Origin of the sequence: Salinimicrobium xinjiangense DSM 19287 (assembly GCF_000423585.1) — a bacterium.
In the GTDB taxonomy this organism is placed as follows: Bacteria; Bacteroidota; Bacteroidia; order Flavobacteriales; family Flavobacteriaceae; genus Salinimicrobium; species Salinimicrobium xinjiangense.
In genome coordinates this window covers 1-18,394 of the sequence record NZ_KE384059.1, presented here as the reverse complement: position 1 = coordinate 18,394, position 18,394 = coordinate 1, and the positions used below count along the sequence as shown (strand labels likewise).

The 18,394-nt window shown below is 42.5% G+C and carries 19 protein-coding genes; 14 read left to right on the top strand and 5 right to left on the bottom strand.

Going from position 1 to position 18,394, the window contains the following annotated elements; all coding sequences use genetic code 11:
* The first annotated feature begins 33 nt into the window (after positions 1–33).
* Positions 34–273, top strand: coding sequence for a hypothetical protein (locus G564_RS0117825; protein WP_029038849.1), 240 nt, complete (start codon positions 34–36; stop codon positions 271–273).
* A gap of 80 nt (positions 274–353) precedes the next feature.
* Here G564_RS0117825 and G564_RS0117820 read toward each other — a convergent pair whose 3' ends face one another.
* The 5 genes from G564_RS0117820 to G564_RS0117800 form a co-directional block, all read right to left on the bottom strand.
* Entirely contained in the window at positions 354–695 is a 342-nt protein-coding gene (locus G564_RS0117820; protein WP_029038848.1) for a phage holin family protein, read from the bottom strand.
* A 90-nt stretch (positions 696–785) separates the two neighbouring features.
* Positions 786–2,348 carry an SGNH/GDSL hydrolase family protein gene (locus G564_RS0117815; RefSeq protein WP_029038847.1) on the bottom strand — a complete coding sequence of 521 codons (1,563 nt, stop codon included), beginning with the start codon at positions 2,346–2,348 and terminating at the stop codon, positions 786–788.
* A 14-nt stretch (positions 2,349–2,362) separates the two neighbouring features.
* Positions 2,363–3,610, bottom strand: a complete 1,248-nt coding sequence (locus G564_RS0117810; protein WP_029038846.1) for an OmpP1/FadL family transporter — start codon at positions 3,608–3,610, stop codon at positions 2,363–2,365.
* A 114-nt stretch (positions 3,611–3,724) separates the two neighbouring features.
* Entirely contained in the window at positions 3,725–4,486 is a 762-nt protein-coding gene (locus G564_RS0117805; protein WP_029038845.1) for an alpha/beta fold hydrolase, read from the bottom strand.
* Positions 4,486–5,202: a pyridoxine 5'-phosphate synthase gene (locus tag G564_RS0117800; protein WP_029038844.1), complete on the bottom strand. Its 717-nt coding sequence runs from the start codon at positions 5,200–5,202 to the stop codon at positions 4,486–4,488. The genes G564_RS0117805 and G564_RS0117800 overlap by 1 nt, the downstream gene beginning before the upstream one ends.
* A gap of 88 nt (positions 5,203–5,290) precedes the next feature.
* Between G564_RS0117800 and G564_RS0117795 the strand changes: the two genes are divergently transcribed.
* The 13 genes from G564_RS0117795 to G564_RS0117735 all read left to right on the top strand — a co-directional run bounded on the left by G564_RS0117795 (position 5,291) and on the right by G564_RS0117735 (position 18,265).
* Complete coding sequence (locus G564_RS0117795) at positions 5,291–5,947, top strand: CBS domain-containing protein (RefSeq protein ID WP_029038843.1); 657 nt, start codon at positions 5,291–5,293, stop codon at positions 5,945–5,947.
* A 1-nt stretch (position 5,948) separates the two neighbouring features.
* Positions 5,949–6,833, top strand: coding sequence for an NAD kinase (locus tag G564_RS0117790; RefSeq protein ID WP_029038842.1), 885 nt, complete (start codon positions 5,949–5,951; stop codon positions 6,831–6,833).
* Between the two features lie 100 nt (positions 6,834–6,933).
* Entirely contained in the window at positions 6,934–7,650 is a 717-nt protein-coding gene (gene porG / locus G564_RS0117785; protein WP_037374284.1) for a type IX secretion system protein PorG, read from the top strand.
* A gap of 1 nt (position 7,651) precedes the next feature.
* Positions 7,652–8,392 (top strand): isoprenyl transferase, encoded by a 741-nt coding sequence (locus G564_RS0117780; protein ID WP_029038840.1) that lies wholly within the window; start codon positions 7,652–7,654, stop codon positions 8,390–8,392.
* Positions 8,376–11,033 carry an outer membrane protein assembly factor BamA gene (bamA, locus tag G564_RS0117775; protein WP_084625681.1) on the top strand — a complete coding sequence of 886 codons (2,658 nt, stop codon included), beginning with the start codon at positions 8,376–8,378 and terminating at the stop codon, positions 11,031–11,033. Before G564_RS0117780 ends, bamA begins: the two co-directional genes overlap by 17 nt.
* A gap of 45 nt (positions 11,034–11,078) precedes the next feature.
* The gene (locus tag G564_RS0117770) at positions 11,079–11,885 is read left to right on the top strand and encodes an OmpH family outer membrane protein (RefSeq protein ID WP_029038838.1); all 807 of its coding nucleotides are present in this window, start codon (positions 11,079–11,081) and stop codon (positions 11,883–11,885) included.
* Positions 11,886–11,943: 58 nt separating this feature from the next.
* The gene (locus G564_RS0117765; protein WP_029038837.1) at positions 11,944–12,453 is read left to right on the top strand and encodes an OmpH family outer membrane protein; all 510 of its coding nucleotides are present in this window, start codon (positions 11,944–11,946) and stop codon (positions 12,451–12,453) included.
* 66 nt (positions 12,454–12,519) lie between these two features.
* Positions 12,520–13,308, top strand: coding sequence for a glutamate racemase (murI, locus tag G564_RS0117760; RefSeq protein ID WP_029038836.1), 789 nt, complete (start codon positions 12,520–12,522; stop codon positions 13,306–13,308).
* Between the two features lie 678 nt (positions 13,309–13,986).
* On the top strand, positions 13,987–14,895 hold the full coding sequence (locus G564_RS0117755; protein WP_029038835.1) for a NifU family protein: 909 nt from the start codon (positions 13,987–13,989) through the stop codon (positions 14,893–14,895).
* Between the two features lie 90 nt (positions 14,896–14,985).
* Complete coding sequence (locus tag G564_RS0117750; RefSeq protein WP_029038834.1) at positions 14,986–15,276, top strand: hypothetical protein; 291 nt, start codon at positions 14,986–14,988, stop codon at positions 15,274–15,276.
* 351 nt (positions 15,277–15,627) lie between these two features.
* Positions 15,628–16,815 (top strand): site-specific tyrosine recombinase/integron integrase, encoded by a 1,188-nt coding sequence (gene xerA, locus G564_RS0117745; RefSeq protein WP_037374282.1) that lies wholly within the window; start codon positions 15,628–15,630, stop codon positions 16,813–16,815.
* A gap of 47 nt (positions 16,816–16,862) precedes the next feature.
* Complete coding sequence (locus G564_RS0117740) at positions 16,863–17,447, top strand: FEKKY domain-containing protein (RefSeq protein ID WP_029038832.1); 585 nt, start codon at positions 16,863–16,865, stop codon at positions 17,445–17,447.
* 203 nt (positions 17,448–17,650) lie between these two features.
* Complete coding sequence (locus G564_RS0117735; protein ID WP_029038831.1) at positions 17,651–18,265, top strand: class I SAM-dependent methyltransferase; 615 nt, start codon at positions 17,651–17,653, stop codon at positions 18,263–18,265.
* The last annotated feature ends 129 nt before the right edge of the window (positions 18,266–18,394 follow it).

The window sequence follows — 18,394 nt, the reverse complement described above, 5'->3', positions numbered from 1 at the left end:
CCTAAAGACACAATTTTCTGAAAACGGAACGGAATGGAATATATCAGGTCTCAGCCCTTCAGGCTGATGGTGAGAGGTTGGGATGATGATCCCGGAGCGATGCTCCGGGCTAAAATATGGAAGGCCTTCAGCCTTAGACGTACAAAAAATGCAATGCAGATTTTTTCAACACAGGGAACTCTTGGCGCAGAAAGAGTTTCAGCCCTTCAGGCTGATGATGACAAGGGTGGGGATCATGAAACCCGGAGCGGTGCTCCGGGCTGGAATATTTAAGGCCTTCAGCCTTAAACAGGTCAGCCTTACAGGCTGAGGATTATGCCGGTTGTTCCCATCTATTTGTGCTGCACAACAAACTACTTCCTTTCAGCAATGGAATAGAACAGGGATTGGATAATCGATAACAGGATACTAAACAGCACTGCTATCCAGAAGCCGCTTACCTGGAATCCGCTTACGAAGGCATCGACAAGCAGAATGATGATCGCGTTGATGACAATTAGAAAAAGTCCCAGGGTCAGGACGGTCACGGGAAGTGTTAAAAGCACGAGAATGGGCTTTACGATTAAGTTGAGCAGCGCGAGTACCAGTGCAACAACTATGGCTGTGACGTATCCGGTTACAGTTACACCCGGAAGAAAATTAGCAAGAAAAACAACCACTACCGCAGTTAGAAGGATCCTCAGTATAAAAGTCATATTTATAAAATTTCATACTAAGATACTATTTTGAACTAAAAAACGCCGGAGAACATCCGGCGTTTAAAGAATTTATGAATGATTTATTATTTAATCATTACTTGGAGTAATCGTACCGTAGTAGCCAATATTTACTTTTGGCACCGTCGCGTTATAAGTGCTGTTAATTGCATCAATAATGCGGTTGGCAACAAGCGCATAACCTCTCGGAGTAAGATGAACTCCGTCAAGAGAGAAAGCACCTCCTGTAGCGAAGGTAGATGTAAGTGTTCCTCCATCGTATACAATTCCTCCACCGGCAGTTTCCTGCAGGAGTGCAGCTGCATCAACAAATGCAAGACCGTTAGCCTGGGCCAGTTGCTGAATGATCTGATTATATTTTGTTCTGGCCGTATTGATTGCTTCCAGCTCTGAAGCATCTAAAGCATCTCCATCATCAATACCATTTACGGCATCCAATACCAGCTGGGCCTGTTCCTGAGAGGGCTGCTGTCCTGCCTGAAGCATTCCAAGTACTTCCATCACCTGAGGGGTAATTGCAGCCGAACCGTATCCCTGCTCCCTTAGAGCTGTTTGATTTATGGTCAAGAGCAGTAATTCTTCCTGGGTCATTTGACGGAATCCAAGTGGGTTCATTTGAGTTGCAGGTACATCTATAATGAAGCGATTTGGACCTTCACTGAAAGTAATTGCATATTGAGAGGCAAGTGCCTGCGCCTGCTCGGCAGGAACATTCTGACTCATTAAATACTGGGTGAATATTCCGGCTACTGCCTGGAAGTATCCCGTTAATCCCGCTGCCTGTTCTGCAGTTAACACCAACGCATTATTTGGAACGGTAGTGAAATAAGGAATATTGGTAACATCGGGAATATTAAGCAGTACTCCTTCGTCGGCACCGGCAGTGATCATTGAGTTTACAATAGTTGAATATGCACTTCCAAAAACCTGAGGATCTGTAATATCATTTGAATTGTAGGTAGAAGGATCCAGATTTCCGGTTCGGTCTTCTCCTGTACCACCAGAGGTAGCGTATCCAAGAACATCGTTATTCCCAATCCAAAGGGTAAAGAAAGTCGGGTTTTGAGCTACTGCATCTGCAAGCACAGTGGCATTGTCGCCGGAAGCAAATCTCGCAAAGTAAGGATTTGAAGCTCCGGCCGGTACACCGGCAGGATTTCCATAACCGGGCGCTAACAGGTGGAAACTTTTTGCACCAGGAACTCCCATGTTATTAAAGGATCCTGAAAGCCTATTTGTAACCTCTGTGGTAGGCTGGCTACCGGTATAGTTTCTTGGAGCAGGACCATTGGCACCTACTGCAAGTACGAGCCTGGTATTGGCAATCTGGGTGCCGTTGTACAGAAGTCCTCCGGCATTGTCGGCCATTAGCGGCTGAAGAAAAACTCCGGTTTCCTGTGCTTTGGCAAATTGCTGCGACAGGATATTAGGATATGAATTCTCCTGTCCTGTAATATATAATGCATTGTCTGCATAACCTGCGGTAAGGGAATTTCCTAAGGCCACATAATTTGAAAAGTCTGCTTCCCCGGTGGAGAAAGCATCCTGCTCATCAACAGGATTTTCGAATTCAGGTTCACAGGCTACCATGCCCAGGGCCAGAATCCCGATGTATTTTATATAATTTTTCATATTCTGTTTCTTTTTTACATTTTATAAGTTACTCCAAGTCCGGGAATAAAGGCTACAGATTTGTAGGTTCCTCCAAAAGGAATATTCTGGCCGTTCTCATCAAAATAGTGATTATAAGAAGCATCCACCTCGTCGAATCTAATATATGCAAAGGATGCATCAATTGCCAGTCTCGAAGTTACATCAAGAGAAAGACCTCCCGTAAAGCCCATGGAATCATTACGTGGAGTTTCGGGTGCAAAGTAACCCGGTTGAACCGGAGATTCATCAAGATAATATCCTGCACGAAGTGTAAGTTTCTCTGTCGCAGCGTACTGAGCTCCAAACCTCCAGGTGTTTGAATCTTCATAAGCCCTTGGGTTGGAAGATACAGTACCATTTGCAAAGGTGATATCAAGAGATTCATAAACTCCCCAGAAAGTCCTGTTGAGATCGAAAGCCAGCAACCACTTCTCATTAAGTTCGTAGGAAAGACCTACGGTAAGTTCGGCAGGTAAAGGCAATTCGGCATCAAAAGTAGTGTCCTGGAAAGGCGCTAAAGGAGTATTAGGAATATTTTCAAAGTCAGCTTCTCCGCCTTCAGCATTCATGATGATCTCTGAACGATAGTTCACCCCTACTTTCAAAGCTTCGGTTGGAGTAAAAAGCGCACCTGCAGACCATCCAAACTCATTCACACCCGAGGCATCAATGGTGACATTTGAACGGTTTCCTTCTATATCGCTTAAAGTGCGGGTAAGGTTACGGTTAAAGTTAACAGAACCGGTTACGAATATTGGTCCTCCTCCAATGCTCACGAAATCTGCGATCTGGTAGGAAACAAGGGGCTGAATGTAAATAGCCTGTAATTCGATATTGTTTACAAGGTGCGAACCGGCCCAATCGTCTTCCCACTTTACAGTACTTCCGTAGGGAGTATATACACTAAGGCCAACAGCAAGATTATCATTTAATTTATAGGAAGCATTAAAATAGAAAGGAGTTCCAGCAGGATTATCGGTACGGGCAGTTTCTCCCGTTACTGAATTCTGCCAGGCTACTTCAGAAAAAACTGCACTCACCCCGGCAGAGATGGTTAGTTGATTTTCAAGATGCACCAAACCGGCAGGGTTGAAAAAACCGAGTTCGGCACTGTTAACAACGGCCACCCCGGTGTGTCCCATAGCCAGCGCCCGCTGTCCCTGAACACCTACCCGGTAACCGCCGGCATAAGTCACAGCACTTGCAAGGGCAAATGCCATTAGAATAAAGATTTTTCTCATAATAGATTTGTGTATTTTAATAAAGGATCAATGGTCCAAAAATAGTATAAATTAAATATTATGCAACAAAAAGCTGATTTTATTGTGCACGCATAATATCTACCCGTTAAAAATTCAGACAAAATCAATTACTGCTTCATAAAAAGCCTTTTTGTTTTCGGCGTGGACCCAGTGTCCTGCTTTGGGAATGCTTAGGATCTGAGCGGCCGGGAAATGCCTGTTGATCAAAGGTTCATCTTCAGAAGTGATGTAGTTAGAACGCTCTCCTTTTATAAATAAGACAGGTTTGGTAAACGTATAGTCGGCAGGAAGTTCCTGTCCCAGCTCTTCAATGTTTTCTTTAAGTGCCTCCAGATTTAGCCTTAATCCCAATTTCTCTTTTGATTTCCAGTAGAGGTTCTTTAACAGGAACATCCTCACTGCTTTTTCCTTAATGTATTTTGCCAGCAGCTCATCTGCATCCCCACGGGAGGAAAGTGCTGCTTCGTCCACAGCAGTAAGACCTTCAAGTATCTGTTGATGATGTGGTGCATAATATTTGGGTGCAATATCAACTACTATAAGTTTTTCCACCAAATGAGGAAAAAGAGCCGCCGCAGTCATGGCAGTCTTCCCGCCCATGGAATGACCAATTAAAATCACATTTTTGAGACTGTGGCTGTCCATGTATTCCTTTACGTCTTTCGCCAGTTCCAGGTAATTAAAAACATTACTGTGAGGACTACGCCCGTGGTTACGCTGGTCAATAAGATGCACTTCAAAACCCGCTTCTGCAAATTCATTGCCCAGGGTTTTCCAGTTGTCATTCATTCCCAGGAATCCGTGGAGGATCAACATGGGTTTTCCTTCTCCTATGATATTCGAGTGCAATTTCATTAGCTTCTTAACAAACTCAGGTATTGATTAATTACGTATTCCAGTCCCTGGTAAAGAGATTCTGCGATAAGGGCATGGCCTATGGAAACTTCTAGAAGACCGGGAATATTCTTTTTAAAATAGGCAATATTCTCCAGGGAGAGATCATGACCGGCATTAATGCCAAGACCTAGGTCATTGGCAACTTCTGCACAATCCACATAAGGCTGGATCCCCTCTTTATTTCCTTTCGAATATTGTCTCGCATATTCTTCGGTGTAGAGTTCAATACGATCTGTACCCGTGTCAACTGCAGCTTTTACCATTTGGGGATCGGGATCCACAAATATGGAAGTACGGATGCTGTTATTTTTAAATTCGGCAATTACTTCCCTAAGGAAATCTCTGTGCTTGACGGTATCCCAACCCGCATTTGAAGTTATAGCGTCCTCAGCATCGGGAACCAGAGTAACCTGCTCGGGCTTAACTTTTAATACGAGTTCGATGAATTTATCTACAGGATTACCCTCTATATTAAATTCGGTCGTTACCACAGGCCTTAGATCGAGCACATCCTGGTATCTTATATGCCTCTCATCAGGGCGGGGGTGTACGGTGATCCCTTCGGCCCCAAAACGCTGGGCATCTTTTGCCACCTGCACTACGTTAGGAACATCCCCACCCCGACTGTTTCTAAGGGTGGCGATCTTATTTATATTTACGCTTAATTTTGTCATTTTCGGCTGCTGTTTCGAACAAAAATACAAAGTTGAATAGGCAAAAAAGTACTTTATTTTGATTAATTTGCAAAAAAACAGCCGGGTTATGAGCATTCATCCCTACATATTAAATGATATAGAAATCCCGCAGTTTACTTCGACTGTCGGGGAGGTCCTGGAGATATTTAATGAATACCCCTATTCTCATCTTCCGGTAATGCAGGAAAAAACCTATATGGGGTGTATTCCTGTGGCAGATGCCAGGATGTTTGAGAAAGAGCGGCGGCTGGAAGAATTCCAATATGCGCTTGAAGGCTTTTTTATAAGAGAAAATGACAACTGGATAGATGTGCTGCATACATTTTCAAAGAATGATTCCAACATCATGCCCGTTCTCAATGCAGAGAACGCATTTTTAGGTTACCTGGAGCTGCAGGATATCATGAATCTCTTCACGGAGTCTCCTTTTCTTAATAATCCGGGAGGGATCCTGGTGGTTGAAAAAGGCGTAAAAGATTATTCTTTCAGCGAGATATGTCAAATCGTTGAAACTAACGGCACTCATGTTTTAGGTGCCTTTGTTTCGGGAATGGACAACGACCGGGCCCAGATCACCATCAAGACCGGAGTTGCTCCTTTTAATGCCATTTTCCAGACCTTTAGAAGATATGGCTATGAAGTAATTTCCCAGAATGAAGAAGATTCATTTTCCTCCAATCTTGAGGATCGATCCCGTTATCTTGATAAATATCTAAATATCTGATATGAAGGTTGGGATCTACGGGCAGTTTTATCACAAAAATTCCGGGGCTTACATAGAAGAACTTCTCAATGTACTTGACGAAGAAAATGTTGAAGTGGCCATTGAGGAAAATTTCCTGAAGCTCATTGACGAGAACAATGAGATCAAAAAGGATATTCATCACTTCCAGACCTTTGAAAAACTCGATGGTTCCTATGATATCTTTATAAGTGTGGGTGGTGACGGCACCATCCTCCACGCGGTCAATTTCATAAGGAACAGGGACATCCCACTTATGGGGATCAATACCGGAAGGCTTGGTTTTCTTGCGACGGTTAACAAAGAAGAGATAAGACATACCATCAAGCTCTTGCTTAACAACGAATACAAGATTTCCCAGCGTTCTTTACTTAGTATAAGAGCCAATCCTAAAGTGGAGGAATTGTATGACAACCATTATGCTCTCAACGAGATAGCGGTAAGCCGTAAGAATACCACCTCCATGATCACTGTCGACACCTGGCTGGATGATGAATATCTTACGGCTTACTGGGCAGACGGGCTTATCATTTCCACTCCCACGGGATCAACGGGTTATTCCCTTAGTTGTGGAGGGCCGGTGATCACTCCCGCAACAAAAGCACTTATCATTACCCCTATCGCACCACACAATCTTAATGCCCGGCCACTGGTGATAAAAGACAACACCAAGATCACTTTAAAGGTGTCGGGGAGGGCAGATAATTACCTGGTCTCGATGGATTCCCGAATAGCAACATTGAAGAACAATACGACCGTCACTATTCAAAAAGCACCTTTTAAATTAAAAATGATAGAATTTACTGAAGATACCTTCCTAAAAACCCTCCGGAAAAAACTTTTATGGGGAGAAGATAAGCGCAATTAGGCAATAAAACCTCCTGAAATCTGTTAATGCTTAGGTACAAACCTGCTCAAATTATTGTGGGGCAAACATTATTGTTATATTTGCAAACTTTTGAAAACCTATGAGGTATCTTGTTGTTGTGGTTCTTATGGCATTATGCGGAAACCAGACATATTCCCAAAATTTTGAAATAGGTCCATTTATTGGAGGAGCAAATTATATTGGGGATGTGGGCAACACTACCTATATAAACCCAAACACACCTGTATTTGGGGGGCTGCTAAAATGGAACCGGAGCGAACGACACGCCTTCAGATTTTCCCTGATGTACGCCAAGCTTGAGGCCGATGATGCCAAATCGAACGAGGGCCGCAGGCAACAACGCGGATATTCGTTTTCCAACACAATAGCCGAAGCCTCGCTGGGGTTGGAATTCACTTTCTGGGAATGGGACCTTCATGCCAATACATATCAATCAACTCCTTATCTTTACACCGGCATTAATTATTATTTTGCGAATCATTACATGTTAAAGAACAAGGCTTATACCAACCCTGCCGCCAATGAACTACAGGAAGCGGGAAATAACTGGGAATTTTCCATTCCTATGGTAATGGGTTATAAGCAGACGCTGAATAATTTTATTTCGGGCGGGATAGAAATAGGAGCCCGTTACACCTTTACAGATAATCTTGATGGTAGTCAACCTTCAGAAGTAGACGGGGATTTTAATCTCTGGGACTTTGGAAACCGCAATACTACAGACTGGTATGTTTTCACAGGTATCTATTTAACCTTCAATTTTGGGAGAGGGTCCAGTTGCTTCAACAAATATTAATATGAATTTCAAAGAGCAAATTGATCCTGTAAAATTACCTCAACACATAGCCATCATTATGGACGGCAATGGGCGTTGGGCTAAAAAGCAGGGTCTAATGAGGATAAGAGGACATGAAAAGGGTGCGAAGGCAGTGCGGGACGTGGTTGAAGGCAGTGCAGAAATAGGAGTTCCCAACCTCACCCTGTACGCTTTTTCTACAGAAAACTGGAACCGCCCAAAGGTGGAGGTGGATACGCTCATGAAACTTCTCGTTTCCTCTCTAAAAAAAGAGATCACCACCCTTCAGGAAAATGACATAAAGCTCAAGGCCATTGGTTGTATAGAAACTTTACCAAAAAAGGCACGCCGGGAACTGGAAGAAGTGATCAAAAAGACTTCAGGCAACAGCAGGATGACCCTCACCCTTGCGCTAAGTTACGGTTCAAGGGAGGAGCTTACGCATGTAGTAAAAGAAATTGCTGAAAAAGTAGCTTCGGGAGAGATTTCAGCAAAAGCTATTGATGAATCGGTTATAAATAAGCATCTTTACACCCAAAATTTACCCGATGTTGATCTTATGATCAGAACAAGCGGGGAGCAGCGTATAAGCAATTTCCTTTTATGGCAGCTGGCTTATGCGGAGTTATATTTTTCAGAAATACTGTGGCCGGATTACCGGAAAGAAGACCTTTTCGAGGCCATATATAATTATCAAAACAGAGAACGAAGATTTGGAAAAACAAGTGAGCAACTTAGTTAATGTCTTTAAAACAAAGCATTTTATAGCATTTTTGGCCTTCAGCCTTTTTATCAATTTTACTTCTGCAGCTCAGGACCTGCCACTTGCAAACGGTAAAGAATACACTATAGGAGAGATAATTGTTACGGGTAACATTTCCTATAATGAACAGACAGTTGTTGCTTATACCGGCTTAAAAAAGGGAGAAAGGATCTTTATTCCGGGTGACCGCATTAGCAAAGTACTTAAAAAACTGTGGGATCTTGGGTTGTTTAGCGACATCAATATCTATGTTACCGGTGTGGAAGGTGAGGTTGCCGACCTTGAAATTGAGATCCAGGAAGTTCCCACTTTGGCTAATGTAAGGATACAGGGGGTAAAGAATAAGAAGCAGGAGACCCTTAGGAAAGAAACCAAGCTTAATGTAGGAACAAAAGTTACCGAGAACCTTATAACTACAAGCAAGAACTACATTGAAAACCATTTTAGAGAGGATGGGTATCTAAATACTAAAGTAGCCATTAATGTTATTCCTGTTGAAGACACTATACAGAACAATTTGGTAAATATGGTGGTCAACATTGACAAGGGAGAACGTGTAAAGATCGAAGAAATTGAGATCAACGGCAATGAAGCCCTTTCGGATGGGCGGCTAAAACGTGCCATGAAGAAAACCAAGGAGCAGAAATTTCTAAGATTCTGGAAGCGGTCAAAATTCATTCCTGAAGAATATGAAGCCGACAAGCAGAAACTGCTGAGTGTTTACAAGGAAAAAGGTTTCAGGGACGCCAGGATAGTATCGGACAGCCTGATGAGAGTAGATGAGAATCACGTTTCTTTACGCCTGAATGTAGAGGAAGGAAACCGTTATTACTTCGGAAACATCGAATTCATTGGTAACTCTGTTTACAGTGACCGGGAACTGCAAAGGATCCTGGGGATAACCAAGGGCGATGTTTACAATGGAGTCCTGCTTGAGAAGCAGATTGCCGATAATACGAAGCCGGACGCAAATGACCTTACCAACAAATACCAGAACAGCGGATATCTCTTTTCGAATATCAACCCGGTTGAAGTAAGGGTTTACAATGATACCATAGATTTTGAAATTAGAATACGGGAAGGGAAGGTTGCTTATTTTGATAAGATCTCTGTAGTAGGGAATGACAAAACCAAAGATCATGTGATCTACAGGGAAATGCGCACCAAACCCGGGCAAAAGTACAGCAAGGAAGCTGTGGTGAGAACAGTGAGAGAACTGGGGCAACTAGGATTCTTTGATGCTGAAAATCTTTCACCCGAATTTAAAAACGTAGACCAAAACAGCGGGACGCTGGATCTGGAATATTCGGTAGTAGAGGCCGGAGCCAGTCAAATAGAGCTTCAGGGTGGTTATGGAGGAGGCGGCTTCGTGGGAACGCTGGGGCTATCCTTCAACAACTTCTCTCTTAGCGGACTATTCGATAAGGACGCCTATCGCCCATTACCTATGGGAGACGGACAAAAGCTTTCTTTAAGAGCGCAGGCCAGTACTTATTATCAAACCTATAGCTTATCATTTTCTGAACCCTGGTGGGGCGGTAAAAAGCCGGTAAGACTTTCCACCTCTCTCCAGCATACAGAGCAATATTTTTATGACTACAGGAGCAGAAGAGCAGACAGGGATCGTAAATTCTCGATCTCGGGACTTACCTTTGGATTGGCCAAAAGACTAACTGTGCCAGATGATTTCTTCATACTTTCCACTGCAGTTGCTTTTCAGCACTATAACCTTAGCAATTACAACACGGGCTTATTCACCTTTGGAGACGGATATTCCAACAATTTCTCGCTTACCTTAGGTTTGACAAGAGACAATACCTTCAGCAATCCTATTTTCCCAATGGGAGGTTCTAAATTTGAAGTAATTGCCAAACTTACTCCCCCCTACTCCCTCTTTAATGATGTAGATTATGCGAATTTGGGGAGCCAGGAAGAGTTTCAGCTTAAAAATGAAAATGGAGTATTGATCAACAGGCAGGGAAGACCATTAAGACCGGGAGAAGATCCGGTACCGGACCAGGGTAAAATAGACCAGGAAAAATTCAAGTGGCTTGAATTCTACAAGATCAAATTTAACGGTACATGGTATACCACACTCTATAATTTTGGAGGCAGCAACAGTATTGTGCTAAGAACTCATGCTGAATATGGATTCCTTGGAGCCTATAACAATGACCGCGGGGTGCCGCCCTTTGAAAGATTCTATTTAGGAGGAGACGGAATGGGGACTTACAGCATGGACGGCCGGGAAGCTGTAGCCATGAGAGGTTATCCCAACCAGTCCCTTACTCCGCTTGACAGGGGAGTATTGAGCCAGGCATCAGATAATGACGGAGCCACTATTTACAATAAGTATTCATTAGAGCTGCGCTATCCTATTACCCTGAAGCCTACGGCCTCAATTTTTGCCCTTACTTTCCTGGAGGCAGGTGCATCCTATGACGGCTTTAGAGATTATAATCCATTCCAGGTGAACAGATCTGCCGGGGCAGGATTGCGTATATTTATGCCGGCCTTCGGACTATTGGGTATAGATTTTGGTTATGGATTCGATCCCCTGCCGGGAGAGACCAAGCGTAATGGCTGGGAAACCCATTTTATTATTGGACAGCAGTTCTAAATAAATATATAATTTGGCACGGTATTTTCTATAAACACTCTGAGTATGAAAAAATCGATTCTTTTTAGCCTCGTGCTTACAGTTTTATCAGGGTTTGCAGCTACGGCTCAGCAAACGGTAAGGATCGGTTATGTAGATATGGAATACATACTGGAAAACGTGCCCGAATACCAGGAAGCTTCAGCACAGCTAGACAGAAAAGTGCAGCAGTGGAAGAGGGAAATTGAAAGTGAAATGACCAGGATCGATAAGATGAAGCAGGACCTGGCAAACGAAAGACCACTTCTAACGAGTGAATTGATAAGTGACCGGGAAGATGAGATAAGGTTTGAAGAACAAAAGATCCTTGATTATCAACAAAAGAGATTTGGACCCAATGGAGATTTGATCACCCAGAAGCTGCAACTCGTAAAGCCAATACAGGACCAGGTGTTTGTGGCGGTACAGGAAATTGCAAAGGCAAGGAATTACGATCTTATCTTTGATAAATCGGCAGATGTTGTTACCCTTTATGCGGCCGACAGGCTGGATGTAAGTGACCAGGTACTGCGAAGTATCACAAGAGCTTCGAACAGGGAAGAACTGGAAACGAGACAAGAAAAAAGGGAGCTTATACGCCAGGAAGCAAAGACAGTAGAGCAGGATGGAGTTTTATCTGAAAGAGAAAAACGTCAGCAGGAGCGAAAGAATGAAAGAGAAGCTTTACTTGAAGAGCGCCGCAGGCAGAGAGACTCGATAAGAGCTGCCAAGATAGAAGAAGCAGAGCGTCGTAAGGCAGAGATCCTGAAGGAGCGTGAAAGAAAAAAAGATTCTGTGGCCAAAGCCAGGGAAGAAAAAAAAGAAAATAATTAAGAAGCGGAGACGCCAAGTAAAATAAAAATTCAACAATTAAATAATCAATTCTAAAACAATGAAACAATTCAAGACCCTTCTAATAGCTGTAGCTTTAATCCTGGGAGCAACTTCTTTTTCAAATGCACAGACAAAAGTAGCCCATATTGCAACACAGGAACTTATTGAACAAATGCCGTCGTATAAAGCTGCAATGAACCAGTTGGAAAAACTTCAAAAGACATACGACACAGAGATAAAAGATATGGTAACTGAAGCTCAGAATACCATGAAGAGATACGAAACAGAAGCACAAACCAAGACAGACGAAGAGAATCAAAAAAGAGCAATGGAGCTTCAGCAGACTCAGAGAACAATTGGTGAGTACCGTCAAAATGCAATGCAGGAACTTCAAAAGAAGGAGATGGAACTTTTAAAGCCTGTTCTTGAAAAAGCCCGTACTACTATTCAAAAAGTCGCACGTGCAAAAGGATATGACTATGTGCTTGACTCTACTACCGGAACCGGAGTGATCATGGCCGATGGTTATGACCTTATGCCCGATGTAAAGAAAGATCTTGGGATCTAATTCCTTTAGAAAAATAAATTCTGCAAAACTGCGCATCATTGATGCGCAGTTTTTATTTTTACAGGAATGAGTAAAGACAGTCCTATCGGAATTTTTGATTCGGGTGTTGGCGGCACCTCCATCTGGAAAGAAATCCATCAGCTTCTGCCCCTGGAACACACCATTTACCTGGCCGATAGTGCTAATGCGCCCTATGGTGAAAAACCTGCTGAAGAGATCACACGACTGAGTATCAAGAATACTGAATTGCTCCTGAGAATGGGCGCCAAGATAATTGTAGTCGCCTGTAATACCGCCACCACCAATGCCATTCAACAGCTGCGGGCTTCCTATGATGTTCCGTTTATTGGAATAGAACCGGCCATTAAACCGGCTGCCCTTAAAACCCAAACCAAATGCATTGGCATACTTGCAACAAAGGGAACACTCTCCAGCGCCCTTTTCGCAAGGACATCAGATATGTATTCAAAAGACAATAAGGTTGTGGAAGTGGTAGGCCGCGGGCTTGTCGAGGAAATAGAGAAAGGCAATAAGGATTCCGCAAAGGTAGAGCAGATGCTCCGCGGCCTGCTCAAACCTATGCTTAAGGCAGGCATGGATTACCTGGTGCTGGGCTGCAGCCATTATCCCTATCTCATTCCTACCTTAAAAAAGATCCTTCCGCCCCATGTGACGATCATAGATTCAGGTATGGCTGTGGCAAAACAAACCAGGGTTGTCCTAAACAGTCTGGACCTGTTGACAAAACAGCAACAAAAGCCACCGGAATTTTTCACCAATGGCGATCCCGAAGTGCTGAAGCAGATCATTCCCGCGACAGAAGGTTCTTTTGTCGTGAAGGCGATGGAATTTTAGGAAGATGCTGTTTCAGGTCCAGGTTCCACCAGGTTTCAAGTTCCAGGTTCCAGGTTTCATTTTTCAGTTGTCGGTTCTCAGTTGTCGGTTCTCAGTTGTCGGTTTATCAGTTTAATTTTTATTGTTACCAATTAACTAATCCCTAATTAACCACTCCCCAATTAACTAATCCCGAGAGGCGGAATAAAGCACCAAATTCCAGGCACCAAATGACAATTCACGAATTAACGAATCACGATTAACCATTAAACTTCTTTGTCATCCAGAGCGAATCTTTTGTGAAGCGAAGTCCGCCTGCCTGCCGCCAGGGATCTACAGTTATAACGAGAGATTCCTCCTTCGTTGGAATGACAAGTCACTTCTAATCTGGATTTGGTAGTTTTAAAAAAGCACAATGCACCAAATTCCAAGCACCAAATTCCGGGACTTTTTCTTCTCTGTTTACTGTTACCAAATAACCAATCCCTAATTAACCATTCCCCAATTAACCAATTTCCAATTAACCAATCCCGAATTAACCATTCCCCGATTAACAAATTAACGAATTAACGATTCTCGAATTAGCGATTCCCGAATTAACGATTCCCGGACTACGCAATTCCAACTTCCAATTGAATCATTCTAAATAAGCTTCAAAAGACGGATGGAATATCGTACTTTTGCCAAAATTTTTCAGTCATGCAAAAGATCAGCATCAATATACAACCCACTACAAAGCCTACTATTGTTAAGTTCGAGGCTAATATCTTCCTCACCAAACATGAGAGCTTTGAATTCAGCAACATAGAGGAGGCGGGGCGTTCTCCCCTTGCCCGGCAATTGTTTCACCTTCCGTTTGTAAAGAAGGTCTACATCGCACAAAATTTTGTGGCTATTGAGAAATACAATATTGTACACTGGAAGGATGTACAGCAGGAAATTGCCGAACAAATTGAGACTTTCATGAATAACGGCGGCGTGGTGGTGACCCCTTCTGAAGAAGAGATAAAAAAGATGCCGGCAACGGTATACGCAGAAAGCACTCCGAATCCCACGGTGATGAAATTTGTTTCCAACAAGAAACTGGTGTTGCAAAGCGTGGAATTCAGAAATATCGACGAAGCCAAGAACGCACCTCTTGCAAAGGCTTTGTTTCACTTTCCATTTGTGAAGGAAGTATTTATAGATGAGAACTACCTTTCGATCATGAAGTTTGATATTGCCGAATGGAACGATATCACCCAGGAACTACGGGAATTCATAAGGGAATACCTGGAGCAGGGGAAAGATGTGCTTACTGAAGACACCGTGCAGCCATCTGCTTCAAAAAAGGAAGATTCGGCAGCAGTTCCCGAGCTACAGCTGGATAATACTTCCAAAGAGATCGTTGCCATCCTTGATGAATACATCAAGCCCGCAGTGGCCAGTGACGGCGGAAATATCCTTTTTGAAAGCTATGATGAAGAGCAGAAGCTTGTAAAAGTGATCTTACAGGGAGCCTGCAGCGGTTGCCCTTCCTCCACTTTCACTCTAAAAAACGGAATTGAGACCATGCTCAAGGATATGCTTCAGGGCCGTGTGGAACGGGTGGAAGCGATTAACGGGTAAACAGGTTCAAGGTTCAAGGTTCAAGGTCAAGGTTCAAGGTTTGTTCAAGGTTCAAGGTTTCAAGGTTCAAGGTTCAATTTAAAACTATAAATGAGAAACAAATTTTTAATGCTTATATCGCTTGGTTTCGCTGTTTCTTTCAGCGGTTGCCAGGAAGTGAATTCCCGGGTGCAGGAGCAACTCGACAGTATTGAACAACATGCCGAAGACATTGATTCGGCTGTGAACAAAGGGCTGGATAAGGTGGAGGATCTTGATTCCACGATCACTGCTAAATCCCGGCAACTCAAAAGTCTGGATTCCATTGTGAGAAAGACCGGCACAAGACTCGATTCCATAGTAACTAAAGGCGCTGAGGAAGTGAATCGCCGGCTGAATTAACTTCGGCCATAAAACCAGCCTATCAATGGCCGCAACATTACCACTACCGGAACCTGAAAGCTTCCGGTTTTTTATTGCGCAATATTTTCAGATTCAGAAAAAAATCTTGTAGTAAGAGTTTCAGAAGAAATTACTTAAAATTTCCGCCATACAGAAGAAGTTCCTGGAAATTCCGGAATTTGAAATTTACTCTACAATTGTATCAAATTTAACATTATATTAGCAAAAGCTGCCGGTTCCCAATGGGACTGAGCACCCCGGAGGGTTGAAAAACCGGAGGTTATTTTCCGCAGGAAAAAACGCACATTTTCGGAAGCAGTTTTCAGCTATATTTAGCTAAAAATCAGCCGTATGAAAAAAGTTACCCTCTCTCCTCTCCTGCATAAGGATGAGTGGCAAATAGCCATAAAATTCCAGTTTCATCATGAGATCAAGTCCCTGTTAAAAGAAGAAGAAATTGTAAAGTGGTCACGAACCCATGCCTGTTATTATATTCCGTATTCACAGGAAAACAAGCAGCGGCTTTACACCAGGTTGAGGGCGGGGCATATTTTTGTTGATTACTCTGCGATGCAGCATTTCAATTTACCACAGAAAAAAGAGGTTAAGGAAGCAAGACCTGCACCCACGTTCAGCCGGAAGCAAAAAAAGATATTGCACGAATATGTCGCTTATTTGCGTGGACAGCGGTTGAGTGAAAGCAGTGTAAGGACCTATTATCATTTTATTCTTAAGCTGGTAGATTTCATAGGGGAAAGGGAATTTTCGGAATTCAGGCACCGGGATCTGGAGCTTTTTGTTGAACAGCGGATTGCTGCGGAAAATTATTCACATAGCTCCCACAGGCAATGTATAAGTGCGGTAAAGCATTTTTTGGAGCTATATAATTGTGAAAATATAACAACCGGGGATATTAAGCGTCCAAAGAAGAGCAGGTTTTTGCCCACTGTACTTTCAAAAGAGGAAGTTATAAAACTGCTACAGGTCACGCGAAATCTTAAGCACCGGGCGATTTTGGCGATGATCTACTCCGGGGGCCTCCGTATTGGAGAATTACTGGAGTTAAAGCTGTCACAAATAGATGTTTTGCGGCGGCAAATTGTTATCAAGAATTCTAAGGGCCGTAAGGATCGCGTGGTAGTTTTGGCAGAGAGCATGCTACCCCTGCTCAACAACTATCTTTCCACCTATATACCGCATGTTTATTTTGCGGAAGGACAGGGCGGCGGACCGTACAGTGCCCAGAGCGTGAGAGCTTTTTTACAGGATTCCTGCAGGCGCGCCGGAATAAAGAAGAAGGTCACCCCCCATACCCTGCGGCATTCCTATGCCACGCACATGTTGGAGAATGGCATAGATATTCGGTATATTCAGGAGTTGCTGGGACATTCTAAGCCCGAAACGACGATGATCTACACTCACGTTTCCCGCAAGGACATTATGAAAATTGAGAGTCCTCTTGACGTTACGATAAAGGAGTTGTTACAGTCTGATAAAAGCAATGAAAACCTGTTGTTATCCGGCAAATTTAACAGATAAATAACTATATTCGTTTTGATATAACCAGTTGTAGCACATTTATAGAAATGAATCTAAAAAAAGAAATTCTGACTCTGATTATGATTATGACTTGTGGCTTAATCTCTGCCCAAGTTGAAATTAGAGGAACTGTGCTCTCCGAACTGACCGGAATGAAACCCGAAGCGGATATTTATATTGAGGTACTAAAAAGCAGACATCCAGGAACTATGGCGGATAGCCTGGGAAAATTCCGGTTAGAATATCTGGAGCCCAATAAAGAATACTTACTCAAGATCTCAGCATTCGGATTTCCTACTCAAGAATTTGAAGCGATCACAAACACTGGAATAACAAATGAACTTTTTTTACTTAAAGCAGAATGTGAATTTGATGCGGAAAAAGCTGATTCGGACTGGAAAAATGGAAAGCCAAAATTATTGCTTTTCGGATCTATTGCGCCAGTAGCAAACACTAAAGCTGACGAGCGTTTTGAAAGGAATTACAAAATTGAATATTACGATTTTGGTTGTACACCTCCAGCAATGGATTGCTTAAAATTATACAACGAAAGAATCTTCGAACTAATGGACGAGAAGTACGGAAAGGAATGGCGAAAAAAGGTTCGTCCTGACGTAGAGTATTTGAATTAAAACGTGCTACAACAACGGTTAACACAAATACGGCAGTCTAGTCAAAAATGGCATTTTTAAATACCTTTAAAAAAAGTAAATAAAATATAAATTCCGTGCCCCAACTCCGCACTTGCGTTAACCGGGACGTTGTGGGCAATTAATAACAACCAAAGTTCGAAATTTTACTTAATGTCTATATAACTTGATTATTAAATGTAACTATGATTGAATTTTGGGAATCTGCCTATCAAAGTAATGAAAGAATGTGGGGAGAGAATCCCACTGACAATGCACGGAAAGTACTTGAGTTAATGCAGAAACGTAATATCAGAAATGTTTTAATTCCAGGATTTGGATATGGAAGAAATGCAAAGTTGTTTTACGAAGAAGGAATTGATGTAACTGGAATTGAAATATCTAAAACAGCTATTGAAAGGGCTCGGAAACATTTTGAAGGTGATGTGACAATACACTTTGGTTCTGTTACCGATATGCCATTTGATAAAACCCAATATGAATCAATCTACTGTTATTCACTTATTCATCTTCTTAACAAAGCCGATAGATTAAAACTAATCAATGACTGTTATTCACAATTGAAAGATAACGGTTTAATGATTTTTGTGGCATTGTCTATAAACGATAAACGATTTGGATTGGGAGAAAAATTGGAAAGGAACACCTTCCGTTCGCCACAAGGACTAAACCTTTATTTTTATGACGAAGAGTCCATTAAAGACGAGTTTGGTCATTATAATATTGTAGAAGCGAAGGAAGTTAACGAACCTGAGGAAAATCCAAATGAAAAACATTGGATGATAATATGTAAGAAATAACTGCCCACAACAACGGTTAACACAAATGCGGTAGACCATCCAAAAATGGCATTTTTGAGTACATTTAAAAAGAGTAGTTAAAAGATAAATTTGGTTCCCCCAATCCGCACTTGCGTTAACCGGGACGTT

Bases quoted from the DNA above. Each gene is read 5' to 3' on its own strand.
- murI (WP_029038836.1), top strand. From the start codon at position 12,520: ATGAGTAAAGACAGTCCTATCGGAATTTTTGATTCGGGTGTTGGCGGC.
- G564_RS0117790 (WP_029038842.1), top strand. From the start codon at position 5,949: ATGAAGGTTGGGATCTACGGGCAGTTTTATCACAAAAATTCCGGGGCT.
- G564_RS0117780 (WP_029038840.1), top strand. From the start codon at position 7,652: ATGAATTTCAAAGAGCAAATTGATCCTGTAAAATTACCTCAACACATA.
- G564_RS0117735 (WP_029038831.1), top strand. From the start codon at position 17,651: ATGATTGAATTTTGGGAATCTGCCTATCAAAGTAATGAAAGAATGTGG.
- G564_RS0117755 (WP_029038835.1), top strand. From the start codon at position 13,987: ATGCAAAAGATCAGCATCAATATACAACCCACTACAAAGCCTACTATT.
- G564_RS0117795 (WP_029038843.1), top strand. From the start codon at position 5,291: ATGAGCATTCATCCCTACATATTAAATGATATAGAAATCCCGCAGTTT.
- G564_RS0117805 (WP_029038845.1), bottom strand. From the start codon at position 4,486: ATGAAATTGCACTCGAATATCATAGGAGAAGGAAAACCCATGTTGATC.
- G564_RS0117825 (WP_029038849.1), top strand. From the start codon at position 34: ATGGAATATATCAGGTCTCAGCCCTTCAGGCTGATGGTGAGAGGTTGG.
- G564_RS0117800 (WP_029038844.1), bottom strand. From the start codon at position 5,202: ATGACAAAATTAAGCGTAAATATAAATAAGATCGCCACCCTTAGAAAC.
- G564_RS0117765 (WP_029038837.1), top strand. From the start codon at position 11,944: ATGAAACAATTCAAGACCCTTCTAATAGCTGTAGCTTTAATCCTGGGA.
- G564_RS0117820 (WP_029038848.1), bottom strand. From the start codon at position 695: ATGACTTTTATACTGAGGATCCTTCTAACTGCGGTAGTGGTTGTTTTT.
- G564_RS0117815 (WP_029038847.1), bottom strand. From the start codon at position 2,348: ATGAAAAATTATATAAAATACATCGGGATTCTGGCCCTGGGCATGGTA.
- G564_RS0117750 (WP_029038834.1), top strand. From the start codon at position 14,986: ATGAGAAACAAATTTTTAATGCTTATATCGCTTGGTTTCGCTGTTTCT.
- porG (WP_037374284.1), top strand. From the start codon at position 6,934: ATGAGGTATCTTGTTGTTGTGGTTCTTATGGCATTATGCGGAAACCAG.
- G564_RS0117740 (WP_029038832.1), top strand. From the start codon at position 16,863: ATGAATCTAAAAAAAGAAATTCTGACTCTGATTATGATTATGACTTGT.
- xerA (WP_037374282.1), top strand. From the start codon at position 15,628: ATGAAAAAAGTTACCCTCTCTCCTCTCCTGCATAAGGATGAGTGGCAA.
- G564_RS0117810 (WP_029038846.1), bottom strand. From the start codon at position 3,610: ATGAGAAAAATCTTTATTCTAATGGCATTTGCCCTTGCAAGTGCTGTG.
- G564_RS0117770 (WP_029038838.1), top strand. From the start codon at position 11,079: ATGAAAAAATCGATTCTTTTTAGCCTCGTGCTTACAGTTTTATCAGGG.